We start from the raw sequence: 12,576 nt of genomic DNA, 5'->3' as shown, positions 1-12,576 counted from the left end.
CCGCCGAAACGCGGCTCGGGTTTCCCGTTACAGCCCGTCGGCCAGCTCGGCATAGCCATCGGTGCGGTCGGTGCTGGTGCTGTCGGGCACGGTTTCACGGCCCAGAAAATCGCGCAACGTGTTGCAGGCAGACAGCCCCGACCACAGCCGCTGGTTCGACACCAGCTTGACCGTGACATCGGCGCTGAAATCACCGCCGATACGTGCGGCGGTGCCATCATGGGACAGGATGTCTTCGATGTCTTTCTGTATCTCTTCGGGCTTGATCCGGTGGCGGCCCATCACGGTGCCCACGATAATCCCCTCGCCCGCATAGCCCATAAAGCATTTCTCATGGGCCAGCGCCGCGACCGTGGCCTGCGCGACCAAGCCCATCTGGCGACAGAACTCAGCCGGGCTTGCGGCCTCGAAGATATTGCGGATCTGCGGGAGTTTGACCGCGAAAAGGCTCATGGCATAGCAGCCTTCGGGCAGACGCAGCATGTGGTTTTCGAACCCGTGCAGATCGTCGACGCCGACAACGTTCAGATCAAAGCTTTCCTCGACCCGTACCTTCATCAGGCCCGACAGCTCCGCCAGCGTATGCGCGGCCTCGCGTTCACGCCGCAGGCTGTCGCTGAGCATGCCCGCCATGTTGATACGCGCGCCCAATTCGATCCCGTTCAAGGGCTTGAAGATGAAATCCGTCGCCCCGGCGCGGAAGGCGGTGTCCATCAGATCATGTTTCCGGCTGCCGGTGATCATGATGATCGGCGCACTTTTATAGGCCTGCATATTGCGGATGTCGTCACATAGGGTGATCCCGTCAACGCCAGGCAGCATGATATCCAGCAAGAAGCAGTCAAAGCTTGCCCCGTGTTCGTCGATCTTGGCCAACCCATCCTCGGCCGAGTCCGCACAGACCAGATCGAACCCCAGCGACGGCGTCAGACAGTCGCGCAACAGGTCAAGAATGGTGGGATCGTCATCTACGGCTAGGATTTTCATACGGTGGCTCACTCGTTGTCGTGTCGGCAGAAGGGGGACTGGTTAAATTCTCTTATGGCTCGGAGCAAAATCGCAGATAAATCTGTCAGCAGTTAGGCAATTTCGGCCAATCCGTTAACCCTTTGTCCCGCTGCCTCTGCCAATGCGCGTTAGGGTTTCACCTTGCCTCTCCGAAGAATAAGGCGCAAATGTGCCGGAATCAGCAAGGATCGGCCTGTTTTTCAAGGCCCATTGACAGCCCCTTGCGCGAATCCCCACGACCTGCCATATCCGAATGGCTAACGTTATTCTTTTTCGACCAACTGTCTCCCTCATACGGCGTTCAGACTTCGATCCAGACCGACAACGCCAAGCCATCGCACGACGCGGATGGCATACTAGAGGAGACTACGGATATGGCCACTGGCACCGTAAAATGGTTCAACACAACAAAAGGCTTCGGCTTTATCGCACCCGATGGCGGCAGCAAAGATGTATTCGTACACATCTCCGCTGTTGAGCGCGCAGGCCTGACCGGTCTGGCCGACAACCAGAAAGTGACATTCGACATCGAAGCTGGCCGTGACGGCCGCGAATCCGCGTCGAACATCGCACTGGCATAAGCCATGCAGGGCCTTAGGCCCGCAGGATGAATTTGCCGGCTGACCCTCACGGGACAGCCGGTTTTTTTATGTCCTCAGGGTTGCCAAACACAACCCAAGGGGCAAAATACCGTCATCACATCCTAAAGGAGCCCCCATGCGCCGCCGTCAGTTTATCGCAGGTTCTTTGGCCGCCCTCGCCTTTCCCCACGCGCTGTTTGCCGCGGGTGCCGCCTATGACCCCACGCCGCAAATGGTGTCGATCAAGCCACAATATGCCGTGGGCGAGCTGCTGATCCTGCCCCGCAGCCACTACCTGTATCTGGTGACCGCACCCGGTCAGGCCATGCGATACGGCGTGGGCGTCGGCAAGGCGGGGCTGGAGTTTACCGGCACCGCGACGATCGACGTCAAAAAGGAATGGCCCACCTGGCGCCCCACTGACGAGATGATCGAACGAGAGCCCAAGACCTATGCGCGGTTCATCGGCAATACCGACGCGCAACCCGGTGGCCCGTCCAATCCGCTGGGGGCGCGCGCGCTCTATCTGTTCCAGAATGGCCGCGATACGTATTTCCGCATCCACGGCACCACCCAACCCAGCAGCATCGGGCGCTCTGTCTCGAACGGGTGTATCCGCATGCTGAACGAACACGTCAAAGACCTGTACCAACGTGTGCCCATCGGCACCAAGGTCACGGTGCTTTAACGCCGCTGACGTTACCCACCACGCAAAAGGGGCTGGCATCGCTGCCAGCCCCTTCGTATTCCTGCACTGTGTCGGGGACATGTCCCCTTAGTTCAGCGCGCCTTAGTTCAAGGCTTTGTCGGTGATCGCATGGGTCCATGCGCCCGACGGCTCTACCGTGATCACGGGGTCCGACCCACCGGACAGCAGCGATTGCACGGTCCGCTCGTAATCCGCCTCGTCCAGCGCGCCGTTGCTGCCTGCGGTCAGCTTGGCCACTTCGCCCATCATGCGTTTCTGATGCTCTTCGGTTTGCGCACCGGAGGCATCGTTGTCCAACACGATTTCCGCCGCTTCATCGGGATTTTCCTCGGCGTATTTCCAGCCCTTCATAGAGGCCCGCACAAAGCGCACCATCTTGTCCTCGAACGCCGGATCGGCAAGGTTCTCTTCCAGCGCGTAAAGCCCGTCTTCCAATGTGGCAACGCCCTGCTCTTCGTATTTGAACACGTTCAGATCATCCGGCGTCAGACCTGCGTCGATCACCTGCCAGTATTCATTATAGGTCATGGTCGACACGCAGGCGGCCTGATTTTGCAGCAGCGGATCCACGTTAAAGCCTTGTTTCAGCACGGTCACACCATCCTCACCGCCTTCGGTGGGCAGCTCAAGCTTGCTCATCCAGCTGAGAAAGGGGAATTCATTGCCAAAAAACCAGACGCCCAACGTCTTGCCCTTGAAGTCATCCGTGGTCTCGATCCCGGCATCCTTGCGGCAGGTCAGCATCATGCCCGAGGATTTGAACGGCTGCGCGATGTTCACCATCGGCAGACCCTTCTCGCGCGCGGCCAATGCGGCGGGCATCCATTCAACGGCGACATCGGCACCACCACCGGCCAGCACCTGTGTCGGCGCAATGTCTGGACCGCCCGGCTTGATCGTGACGTTTAGATCTTCTTCGTCATAGAACCCTTTGTCCTGCGCCACATAATAGCCCGCGAACTGCGCCTGCGTGACCCACTTCAGCTGAAGCGTCACATCATCCGCCGCTTGGGCCATGGTCCCCATCAGGCCCACAGCGGCCCCGGCGACATATGTTGATAGTTTTTTCATTTTTATATCTCCCTCTTGGTTGGTTGGTCGTCTTGGTTAGTTCCGCGTTAGTTCCGCTGGCTCGGGTGCCAAAAGGTCACCCGCCGTTCAAACAATGACATCGCGCCGTAGAATGCGGACCCGGCAATCGCCGCGACAACAATCTCGGCCCAGACCAGATCAAGCGCAAGCTGGCCCACCGAGGTAGAGATCCGAAACCCCATCCCCCGCACAGGAGAGCCGAAAAATTCAGCAACAATCGCCCCGATCAAGGCAAGGGTCGTGCCGATCTTCAGCCCATTGAACACGAAAGGCATCGCGGCAGGCAAGCGCAGCTTGAACAGCGTCGCCCAATAGCTGGCCGCATAGGTCCGCATCAGATCGCGCTGCATGGCGTCGGTGGCTTGCAAGCCCTGCACCGTGTTCACCAGCATCGGAAAGAACACCATGACCACGACCACGGCGGCCTTGGACTGCCAGTCAAAGCCGAACCACATCACCAGAATCGGGGCCATCCCGATCACCGGCAGCGCGGCCACAAAGTTCCCTACCGGCAAAAGCCCCCGTTGCAAGAAGGGGAAACGGTCAATCGCAACGGCGATCAAAAAGGCCGCACCACAGCCCAGCACATAGCCCGACAACGCGCCCTTCAGCACGGTCTGCACGAAATCCACCCAAAGGATATCAAGCGATGACACCAGCCGCAGGGCAATCAGCGACGGTGCAGGCAGCAAGACCTGCGAAATCTCGAGCCCGCGCACAATGCCTTCCCAGACAGCGATCAGCGTCGCGCCAAAAACCAAGGGCGCTGCAAGGGACACCCAGCGGGCCGGCCGCAATCGCGCCAACCGGATGTTGACCCACATGCCAAAGGCCCAGGCCACTGCGGCAAAAACCAGCCAGATCATCGCGCCATCCCCATCCGTTTCAATGTCACACGCTGGATCAAGCCGATGATCCCCACCAGCAACGCCGCCAGGGCCGCCGCCATGATCAACGCGCTCCAGATCTGGATCGTCTGACCATAGTAGCTGCCAGCCAACAACCGCGCCCCCAGACCCGCCACGGCACCCGTTGGCAGCTCACCAATGATGGCCCCCACCAGTGACGCAGCCATCGCGATCTTGAGCGAGGTAAAGAAATACGGCATCGACGCAGGCAACCGCAGCTTCCAGAAGGTCTGGCCCGCACTGGCATGCCAGGTGCGCATCTGGTCCAGCTGCATCTGATCAGGGCTGCGCAACCCTTTCACCATGCCGACAACGACGGGGAAGAACGACAGATACATGCTGATCATCGCTTTCGGCAGCAGCCCCGACACGCCCACGGCGTTCAGAACCACGATGATCATCGGCGCAATCGCCAGAATGGGAATGGTCTGGCTGGCGATCACCCAAGGCATCACCGACATATCCATCACCCGGTTGAACACGATCCCCACCGCCAGCAAGACGCCCAGCAAGGTGCCCATGCCAAAGCCCAGCAGGGTGGCGCTGAGCGTGATCCAGGAATGATAGACCAAGGACCGCTTCGACGTGACTTTCTTCATCACCGTCGTGTCCCAGATCTCTGACGCGACCTGATGCGGCGCGGGCAGTTTTGGCTTTTTCTGCGCCCAGGTATCCGCAACCAAAGACGTGGCGGTCACCGTCTCGCCCGACCGTGTGGCCTTGTCATAGGTCCAGTCCGAATTCAGCCAGACCGCCGCCGCATACCACAGCGCAAACAAGACCCCGACCACAGTCAGGACAGGCAAGAAGCTCGACCTCATCGCGCGGCCCCCTGCTTCCAGATGGTCCGAAAATCCTCCCCGAAGGGCCGGGCGGCAGCAGGCGCGCGATCAATCATCCGCATGCCCCGCCCGCAATCCTTCCCGCACCCGATGCGCGATCTCCAGAAACTCGGGCGTTTCGCGAATGTCCAGGGGGCGCTCTTTCGGCAAAGGGCTGTCGATGACATCTGCAATCCGCCCGGGGCGCGGGCTCATCACCACGATCTTGGTGCTCAGATACACCGCCTCCGGGATCGAGTGGGTGACAAAAGCGATGGTCTTTTGTGTGCGCGCCCACAGGCGCAACAGCTGTTCATTCAAATGGTCGCGCACGATCTCGTCCAGCGCGCCAAAGGGTTCATCCATCAGCAAGATATCCGCATCAAACGCCAGCGCCCGCGCGATCGAGGCCCGTTGCTGCATGCCCCCCGACAGCTGCCAAGGGAACTTGCGCTCGAACCCTGCCAGCTCCACCAGCTCCAACACTTGGCGAACCCGCGCCGCCTGATCCGCCTTGGAATACCCCATGATCTCAAGCGGCAGCCGGATATTGCCGCCAATCGTCCGCCAGGGATAAAGCCCCGCCGCCTGAAACACATAGCCATAGGCCCGCGCCCGCCGTGCCTCGGCAGCACTGACGCCATTCACCGTGATCTCGCCCCCCGTGGGCTGCTCCAGGTCCGCCATACAGCGCAGGAACGTCGTCTTGCCGCAGCCCGACGGCCCGATAAAGCTGACGAAATCGCCTTTCTCGATATCAAGCGACACGTCTTTCAGCGCATGCACAGGGCCGTCGTTGGTTTCAAATGTCAGGGATAGGTTCTGGGCCGAGATCACGGGCGCGGTGCTCATAAGCTGCGTCCCTCTTCTGCCGTACAACGTGCTCGCATCTATGCTGGCCTCTTTCTTCTTCAGGGCAGCGCGGCGCAACCGCCGCGCTGCGTTGATAGTCCCGCGTTCAGATCCCCGCAGGGATGTTCAGCGGATCGCGTTTGATCAGTTTCGGCGCAGTCAACTCTTTCCACTTGCTCAGCGCAAGGTTGGCCGACGGGAAAGCAGGCCGCGGCACAAAGCGCCCGCGTCCGGGGTTGGGCTGCGAGTTCTGCCCCCAGGCCCAGATGACCTCACCACGGCTTAAGGTATAGCGCGCCTGTGCCTTGACCTCGAAGCCTTCAAAGACGTTGTAATCCAGAATGGAGTGGTGGTTCGCAGTCGAAATCGTCTTGCTGATCTTGGGGTCCCACACCACGATATCCGCGTCGGCCCCTTCGACAATCGCGCCTTTGCGCGGATAGATATTCAGAATCTTCGCCACATTGGTCGAGGTGGCAGCGACGAATTCATTCGGCGTCAGACGGCCCGTTTCGACCCCTTCGGTCCAGAGCACCGCCAGACGTTCCTCCAACCCGTTGGACCCGTTGGGGATGATGCGGAAATCATCGCGGCCCGCGCGTTTCTGCTCGGTCGAAAACGCAGCGTGATCCGTGGCAACCACCTGCAACGACCCCGACTGCAAGCCCGCCCATAGACTGTCCTGATGGTCCTTGGACCGGAAGGGCGGCGACATGACACGGCGTGCGGCATGGTCCCAATCTTTGTTGAAATACTCGCTCTCGTCCAGGGTCAGGAACTGGATCAGCGGCTCGCCGTAGACCCGCATCCCCTTTTGCCGCGCACGGCGGATCGCTTCGTGGGTCTGCTCGCACGAGACATGCACGATGTAAAGCGGCACACCGGCGGCATCGGCAATGGTGATCGCGCGGTTGGCGGCCTCGCCCTCCAGTTCGGGCGGGCGGGAATAGGCATGCCCCTCCGGCCCCGTGATCCCCTGATTGAAATACTTCTCCTGCAAGGCCGCGACCAGATCGCCGTTCTCGGCATGGACCATCGGCAGCGCCCCCAGTTCGGCACAGCGCTGGAAGGACGCGAACATCTCGTCATCCTCGACCATCAAGGCCCCTTTATAGGCCATAAAGTGTTTGAACGAATTCACCCCCATGTCGACGGCGTCTTTCATCTCGTCAAAGACATTCTCGTTCCAGCCGGTGATCGCCATGTGATAGCCGACATCCGAACAGATCTGCGGCGCGGATTTGCGGTGCCATTCGTTGATCGCGTTCTTGATCGACCCGTCCGCCCCCGGCAGACAGAAATCGACGATCATCGTGGTCCCCCCCACGGCCGCGGCCCAGGTGCCTGTCTCGAATGTCTCGGCCGCTGTGGTGCCCATAAAGGGCATCTCCAGATGGGTATGGGGATCGATCCCGCCGGGGATGACATAGGCCCCTTCGGCGTCGATATATTCGTCGCCCACCAGATCCTCACCGATCTGCTTGATGATCTCGCCCTCGATCAACACGTCTGCTTTCCAGGTGCGATCCGCCGTGCAGACCATGCCGCCCTTGATAACCTTGCTCATCTGTCCTCTCCCCTATCTGTCTTCCAAATGGTCCAAATCCCGGGGGCCTGGGGGCTGGCCCCCAGGCCGTGCCCGCTCAGGCCCCCGACGGGTTCAGCCCACAATCTCTGCCGTTTCCAGCACCGCATGCAGCAAAACATCGGCACCGGCCTTGGCCCATTCCTTGGTGGTCTCTTCGGCCTCGTTATGGCTCAGCCCATCCACGCAGGGGCACATGACCATCGCGGTCGGGGCCACCCCGTTGATCCAGCAGGCATCGTGACCCGCCCCCGAGATGACGTCCATATGGCTATACCCCAACCGCTCTGCCGCGGAGCGGATGGCCGAGACGCAGCCTTCGTCAAAGGCGACAGGATCAAAACCACCGACCTTTTCAAAAGCGACCTCTAGCCCCATGTCATCGGCGATCTTCTGACCCTCGACGCGCAGGCGCTTTTCCATATCCTCGATCACGCTCAGATCGGGCGACCGGAAATCGACGGTAAAGATCACCTGCCCCGGGATCACGTTGCGCGAGTTCGGATAAACCTCGATATGCCCCGCGGCACCAACCGCATGCGGCGCGTGAGACCATGCGATCTGGTCCACCGCTTCAAGCATACGCGCCATGCCAAGCCCCGCATTCTTGCGCATCGGCATCGGCGTTGATCCGGTATGCGCATCCTTGCCGGTCACGGTGACTTGGGTCCACGACAGCCCCTGCCCGTGGGTCACGACGCCGATGTCCTTGCCTTCGGCCTCCAGGATCGGGCCCTGTTCGATGTGCAGCTCGAAAAACGCATGCATCTTGCGCGCGCCGACCTCTTCGTCGCCCTGCCAGCCGATCCGCTTGAGCTCGTCGCCAAAGCGCAAGCCCTCGGCATCGGTCTTGGCATAGGCCCATTCCTGCGTGTGGATGCCGGCAAAAACGCCAGACGACAGCATCGCGGGGGCATAGCGGGTGCCCTCTTCGTTGGTCCAGTTGGTCACGACCACGGGGTGTTTCGTCTTGATCCCCAGATCGTTCATCGTGCGCAGCAGTTCCAGCCCGCCCAGCACACCCAGCACGCCGTCATACTTGCCGCCTGTGGGCTGCGTATCCAGATGCGACCCGACGTAGACCGGCAGCGCATCGGGGTCGGTGCCATCGCGCTGCGCGAACATGTTGCCCATCGTATCAAGACCCATGGTGCAGCCCGCCTCCTCGCACCATTTCTGGAACAGGGCGCGACCTTCGGCGTCTTCGTCGGTCAGCGTCTGGCGGTTGTTGCCCCCCGCCACACCGGGGCCGATCTTGGCCATCTCCATCAGACTGTCCCACAAACGATCCGGGTTGATCTTCAGGTTTTCACCGGGCGCGGCCATAGCGGTTTCCTTTGCGTTTTCTACCTTGTGCAAGGCGTAAATTTTTACCATTTGGTAAATCCACGATTGCGGCTAGGGTTAAGTCTGTCAAGAAATGCTTTCCCATAGGACCACCCGTCCGAAGTGGGGTGCCGCATTTTCAGGCACTTACACCGAAAGGGGACGCGCCATGCCCGAGACAACCGCCAAGAAAAAGCCCAGCCGAATCCAAAGGCGCAACCGCCGTGTGATCCTGGATGCGGCGCTTGATGTGTTTTCGACCTACGGGTTTCGCGGGGCCACGCTGGATCAGATCGCCAGCGAGGCAGGGCTGAGCAAACCGAATATATTGTATTATTTCAGCGGGAAGGAAGAAATCCACACCACCCTGCTGAGCCAGTTGATGGAGACATGGCTCGACCCTTTGGTCGAGTTGGACGCCGACGGTGACCCGCGCACAGAGCTGTTGGATTATGTGCAGCGCAAACTGGATATGGCGCGGGATCTGCCCCGTGAAAGCCGCTTGTTTGCTGGTGAAATTTTACGCGGTGCGCCCCATATGGAGCCGCGTTTGCAAAGCGATCTGAAACCGCTGTTCGACGAGAAATGCGCCGTTATTTCCGATTGGATGGCGGCGGGAAAGATCGCGCGAATGGACCCGCGCCATCTGATTTTCTCGATCTGGTCGACCACGCAACACTATGCCGATTTCGCGCCGCAAGTCGCGCTGCTGCTGGACGGCGATGCCGATCAGCACCAGCAGGCGTCGGACCATCTGCGACTGATGTTCTCGACGTTGTTGACCCCTGCCGCGCCTCAACAGTAGCGGCGGGGGCAAGGGTCACTCGGCCGCTGTGGCGGAGGGGTTGTTGGGGTGCGTCGTCCAGTTGGCGTAATTCGGATCGACGGGCTTGCCCGTGCGCGGGTCCGTGGTGCCGGGGGCCAGCTCCACCATCGAGATACAATCCTCGACCGGGCAAACATTGACGCAGAGGTTGCAGGCGACGCATTCGTCGTCGATCACGCTGAAGGTGCGATCTTCGGACATGGCAATCGCCTGATGCGAGGTGTCTTCGCAGGCGGCAAAGCAGCGCCCGCAGGAGATACACAGATCCTGATCGATCTTCGCCTTGGCGACATAGTTCAGGTTCAGCTGGTTCCAGTCGGTCACATTCGGCACCGCACGGCGCACGAGTTGATCGACCGAAGTCATCCCCTTGTCGTCCATATATTCCGACAGGCCCGAGATCATCTCTTGCACAACCTTGAAACCATAGGTCATCGCCGCCGTGCAGACCTGCACATTGCCCGCGCCAAGGGCCAGAAACTCTGCCGCGTCGCGCCATGTGGTCACGCCGCCGATGCCGCTAATCGGCATATCTGCCGTCTCGGGGTTGCGCGCGATTTCCGCCACCATGTTCAAGGCAATCGGCTTTACCGCCGGCCCGCAATAGCCGCCGTGGGTGCCTTTCCCGTCGATCATCGGCTCCGGCGCGAACAGGTCCAGATCAACCGAGGTGATGGAGTTGATCGTGTTGATCAGGCTCACCGCATCCGCGCCGCCGCGTTTGGCGGCCTCGGCGGGGTAGAGCACATTCGTGATGTTCGGCGTCAGCTTCACGATCACCGGCATGCGCGTGTATTGCTTGCACCAGCGGGTGACCATTTCAATGTATTCCGGCACCTGCCCCACAGCAGATCCCATGCCGCGCTCGGCCATGCCATGCGGGCAGCCGAAGTTCAGCTCGATCCCGTCGGCACCGGTTTCCTCCACATGCGGCAGGATCGCTTTCCACGCCTCCTCCTCGCACGGGACCATGATTGACGCGATCAGCGCGCGGTCAGGGTAATCCCGTTTCACCGCTTTCATCTCGCGCAGGTTCACCTCCAGCGGGCGATCGGTGATCAGCTCGATGTTATTGAGCCCCAGCAGCCGCCGGTCCGCGCCCCAGATCGCGCCATAACGCGGGCCATTGACGTTAACCACGGGCGGGCCCTCCATGCCGAGGGTCTTCCACACGACACCGCCCCAGCCTGCCTCGTAGGCGCGGCGGACGTTGTATTCCTTGTCCGTGGGTGGCGCGGATGCCAGCCAGAACGGGTTGGGGCTTTTGATGCCCACGAAGTCGCTTCTTAGATCAGCCATTTGCGTTCTCCTGTAGGGGCTTAGCCCATCAATACCATGTGAATGTCCATCGCCGCGTCGCGTCCTTCGGCGACAGCGGTCACGGTCAGGTCATCGCCGCCGCTCGCACAATCACCACCGGCCCAGACCCCGTCGACACTGGTGCGTCCGGTGCCGTCCACCTTGATCTTGCGCGCCTCCAGCGTGGGCAGCGCGTCACCTTGAAGGGTCTGGCCGATGGCCTTGAACACTTGATCCGCAGCGAGGCGCAGGGTTTGGCCCGTGCCCTGCATCTGGTCGTCGACATATTCGAATTCGATCTCGCGCACCGCACCGTTGCCGATCACGGCGACCGGCGTGGCATGGGTCACGATCCGCACGCCTTTGGAGGCCGCAAGATCCTGTTCGAACACGCTGGCGTTCATCCGGTCGCGCCCGCGACGATAGACCAGCGTCACATTGAGCGCGCCCAGCAGTTTCGCCTGAATGGCGGCATCGATCGCGGTCATCCCGCCGCCGATCACCACCACGTCACGACCGATCGGGACCGCAGCCACATCGCTCGCCTGACGCAGGTGAGAGATAAAATCGACCGCATCCAGCACGCCGGTCTTATCCTCGCCCTCGGCCCCCAAGGCGTTCACACCGCCAAGACCCATACCAAGGAACACGGCGTCATAGTCGGCCCGCAAACTGTCCAGCGTCATCGCCGCCCCAAGGGCTGCGTTGTTCTGCACGGTGATGCCGCCGATCTTGAGCAGCCAGTCCACTTCGGCCTGCGCGAAGCCGTCGGGCGTCTTGTAGGTGGCGATCCCGTATTCGTTCAGACCACCGGGCTTGGGCCGCGCGTCAAAAACGGTGACATCATGCCCCATCATCGCCAAACGGTGCGCACAAGACAGCCCCGCCGGACCTGCACCGACAACGGCCACGCGCTTGCCCGTCAAGGCCGCGCGTTCAAACGGATGTGCGCCCTGTGCTTGCAGATGGTCGGTGGCATAGCGTTGAAGCTCGCCGATCTTGACGGGCTTGCCCTCGGCCACTTCGCGCACACAGGCCTGTTCACAAAGCTGTTCGGTCGGACAAACGCGGGCGCACATGCCGCCCATGATATTCTGGCTCAGGATCGTTTTGGCGGCGGCATCCGGTGTGCCCGTGGCGATCTGCCGAATGAAGAGCGGAATATCGATATCCGTCGGGCAGGCCGTGATGCACGGCGCGTCGTGACAGAAGTAGCATCGGTCCGCCGCGACAAGCGCTTCGTGCACATCCAGTGGCGGGTGCAAATCGGAAAACTGCGCGGCATAGGCGTCGGCGTCCAGCCGTCCGGCAGCCACCCCCGGTTCAAAGATTTTCTGCGACATTCTTTTATCCCTGCTGTCACTATTTATGCTGAAACGCTCCCACGGAATGATTTTTTTATCAACTGGTAAAATTATTTCATAACTGTGAAATTTCTTGCGCAAATGCCCGCCGGTTACGCGTTTCAGGGCAAAAACTCTTGATTTTGTCCTATTTGGCGCCAAAGTCAGAGGTGCGACGCGAAAGACTTTCGACCCCTCAGCCCTCCGGCGCTGGTGCGATCAAGTT

12 protein-coding genes are annotated in these 12,576 nt (G+C 60.7%); 3 read left to right on the top strand and 9 right to left on the bottom strand.

Translation table 11 applies throughout. From position 1 onward, the window contains the following. Window positions 1-27 precede the first annotated feature (27 nt). Entirely contained in the window at window positions 28-987 is a 960-nt protein-coding gene (locus ABM428_RS03685) for a two-component system response regulator (RefSeq protein ID WP_005851395.1), read from the bottom strand. 395 nt (window positions 988-1,382) lie between these two features. Here ABM428_RS03685 and ABM428_RS03680 point away from each other — a divergent pair, with 395 nt between their 5' ends. Both ABM428_RS03680 and ABM428_RS03675 read left to right on the top strand, forming a co-directional pair. Continuing rightward, on the top strand, window positions 1,383-1,589 hold the full coding sequence (locus tag ABM428_RS03680; RefSeq protein ID WP_005851393.1) for a cold-shock protein: 207 nt from the start codon (window positions 1,383-1,385) through the stop codon (window positions 1,587-1,589). 136 nt (window positions 1,590-1,725) lie between these two features. After that, window positions 1,726-2,277, top strand: a complete 552-nt coding sequence (locus ABM428_RS03675; RefSeq protein ID WP_005851389.1) for a L,D-transpeptidase — start codon at window positions 1,726-1,728, stop codon at window positions 2,275-2,277. A gap of 102 nt (window positions 2,278-2,379) precedes the next feature. Here the strand turns inward: ABM428_RS03675 and ABM428_RS03670 are convergent, their stop codons facing one another. From ABM428_RS03670 to ABM428_RS03645, 6 genes are all read right to left on the bottom strand, one after another. Further along, entirely contained in the window at window positions 2,380-3,369 is a 990-nt protein-coding gene (locus ABM428_RS03670; protein WP_005851387.1) for an ABC transporter substrate-binding protein, read from the bottom strand. 47 nt (window positions 3,370-3,416) lie between these two features. Then, the gene (locus tag ABM428_RS03665; RefSeq protein WP_037943197.1) at window positions 3,417-4,256 is read right to left on the bottom strand and encodes an ABC transporter permease; all 840 of its coding nucleotides are present in this window, start codon (window positions 4,254-4,256) and stop codon (window positions 3,417-3,419) included. Beyond that, window positions 4,253-5,119 (bottom strand): ABC transporter permease, encoded by an 867-nt coding sequence (locus ABM428_RS03660; RefSeq protein ID WP_064216378.1) that lies wholly within the window; start codon window positions 5,117-5,119, stop codon window positions 4,253-4,255. Before ABM428_RS03660 ends, ABM428_RS03665 begins: the two co-directional genes overlap by 4 nt. A gap of 69 nt (window positions 5,120-5,188) precedes the next feature. Further along, complete coding sequence (locus tag ABM428_RS03655; protein ID WP_005851381.1) at window positions 5,189-5,971, bottom strand: ABC transporter ATP-binding protein; 783 nt, start codon at window positions 5,969-5,971, stop codon at window positions 5,189-5,191. A gap of 106 nt (window positions 5,972-6,077) precedes the next feature. After that, complete coding sequence (gene hydA, locus ABM428_RS03650; protein WP_037943194.1) at window positions 6,078-7,538, bottom strand: dihydropyrimidinase; 1,461 nt, start codon at window positions 7,536-7,538, stop codon at window positions 6,078-6,080. 93 nt (window positions 7,539-7,631) lie between these two features. Then, the gene (locus ABM428_RS03645) at window positions 7,632-8,882 is read right to left on the bottom strand and encodes a Zn-dependent hydrolase (RefSeq protein WP_132997560.1); all 1,251 of its coding nucleotides are present in this window, start codon (window positions 8,880-8,882) and stop codon (window positions 7,632-7,634) included. A 169-nt stretch (window positions 8,883-9,051) separates the two neighbouring features. Here ABM428_RS03645 and ABM428_RS03640 point away from each other — a divergent pair, with 169 nt between their 5' ends. After that, window positions 9,052-9,687: a TetR family transcriptional regulator C-terminal domain-containing protein gene (locus ABM428_RS03640; protein WP_009825997.1), complete on the top strand. Its 636-nt coding sequence runs from the start codon at window positions 9,052-9,054 to the stop codon at window positions 9,685-9,687. 15 nt (window positions 9,688-9,702) lie between these two features. On the opposite strand, the gene preA is transcribed toward ABM428_RS03640, so the two are convergent. Further along, a complete protein-coding gene (preA, locus tag ABM428_RS03635; protein ID WP_005851372.1) occupies window positions 9,703-11,007 on the bottom strand; it encodes an NAD-dependent dihydropyrimidine dehydrogenase subunit PreA in 1,305 nt (434 codons plus the stop codon). Window positions 11,008-11,027: 20 nt separating this feature from the next. Beyond that, the gene (locus ABM428_RS03630) at window positions 11,028-12,350 is read right to left on the bottom strand and encodes an NAD(P)-dependent oxidoreductase (protein ID WP_132997558.1); all 1,323 of its coding nucleotides are present in this window, start codon (window positions 12,348-12,350) and stop codon (window positions 11,028-11,030) included. Between the last annotated feature and the right edge of the window lie 226 nt (window positions 12,351-12,576).

It is taken from the genome of Sulfitobacter sp. TCYB15 (assembly GCF_040435955.1).
GTDB classification, from domain to species: Bacteria; Pseudomonadota; Alphaproteobacteria; order Rhodobacterales; family Rhodobacteraceae; genus Sulfitobacter; species Sulfitobacter pontiacus.
The sequence above is the reverse complement of the archived record's forward strand: the minus strand, read 5'-3'. Positions and strand labels throughout refer to the sequence as shown.

What these genes read in the sequence shown, in the direction of transcription:
- hydA (WP_037943194.1), bottom strand. Translation starts at nt 7,538, where the DNA reads ATGAGCAAGGTTATCAAGGGCGGCATGGTCTGCACGGCGGATCGCACC.
- ABM428_RS03655 (WP_005851381.1), bottom strand. Translation starts at nt 5,971, where the DNA reads ATGAGCACCGCGCCCGTGATCTCGGCCCAGAACCTATCCCTGACATTT.
- ABM428_RS03675 (WP_005851389.1), top strand. Translation starts at nt 1,726, where the DNA reads ATGCGCCGCCGTCAGTTTATCGCAGGTTCTTTGGCCGCCCTCGCCTTT.
- preA (WP_005851372.1), bottom strand. Translation starts at nt 11,007, where the DNA reads ATGGCTGATCTAAGAAGCGACTTCGTGGGCATCAAAAGCCCCAACCCG.
- ABM428_RS03670 (WP_005851387.1), bottom strand. Translation starts at nt 3,369, where the DNA reads ATGAAAAAACTATCAACATATGTCGCCGGGGCCGCTGTGGGCCTGATG.
- ABM428_RS03645 (WP_132997560.1), bottom strand. Translation starts at nt 8,882, where the DNA reads ATGGCCGCGCCCGGTGAAAACCTGAAGATCAACCCGGATCGTTTGTGG.
- ABM428_RS03660 (WP_064216378.1), bottom strand. Translation starts at nt 5,119, where the DNA reads ATGAGGTCGAGCTTCTTGCCTGTCCTGACTGTGGTCGGGGTCTTGTTT.
- ABM428_RS03680 (WP_005851393.1), top strand. Translation starts at nt 1,383, where the DNA reads ATGGCCACTGGCACCGTAAAATGGTTCAACACAACAAAAGGCTTCGGC.
- ABM428_RS03665 (WP_037943197.1), bottom strand. Translation starts at nt 4,256, where the DNA reads ATGATCTGGCTGGTTTTTGCCGCAGTGGCCTGGGCCTTTGGCATGTGG.
- ABM428_RS03640 (WP_009825997.1), top strand. Translation starts at nt 9,052, where the DNA reads ATGCCCGAGACAACCGCCAAGAAAAAGCCCAGCCGAATCCAAAGGCGC.
- ABM428_RS03630 (WP_132997558.1), bottom strand. Translation starts at nt 12,350, where the DNA reads ATGTCGCAGAAAATCTTTGAACCGGGGGTGGCTGCCGGACGGCTGGAC.
- ABM428_RS03685 (WP_005851395.1), bottom strand. Translation starts at nt 987, where the DNA reads ATGAAAATCCTAGCCGTAGATGACGATCCCACCATTCTTGACCTGTTG.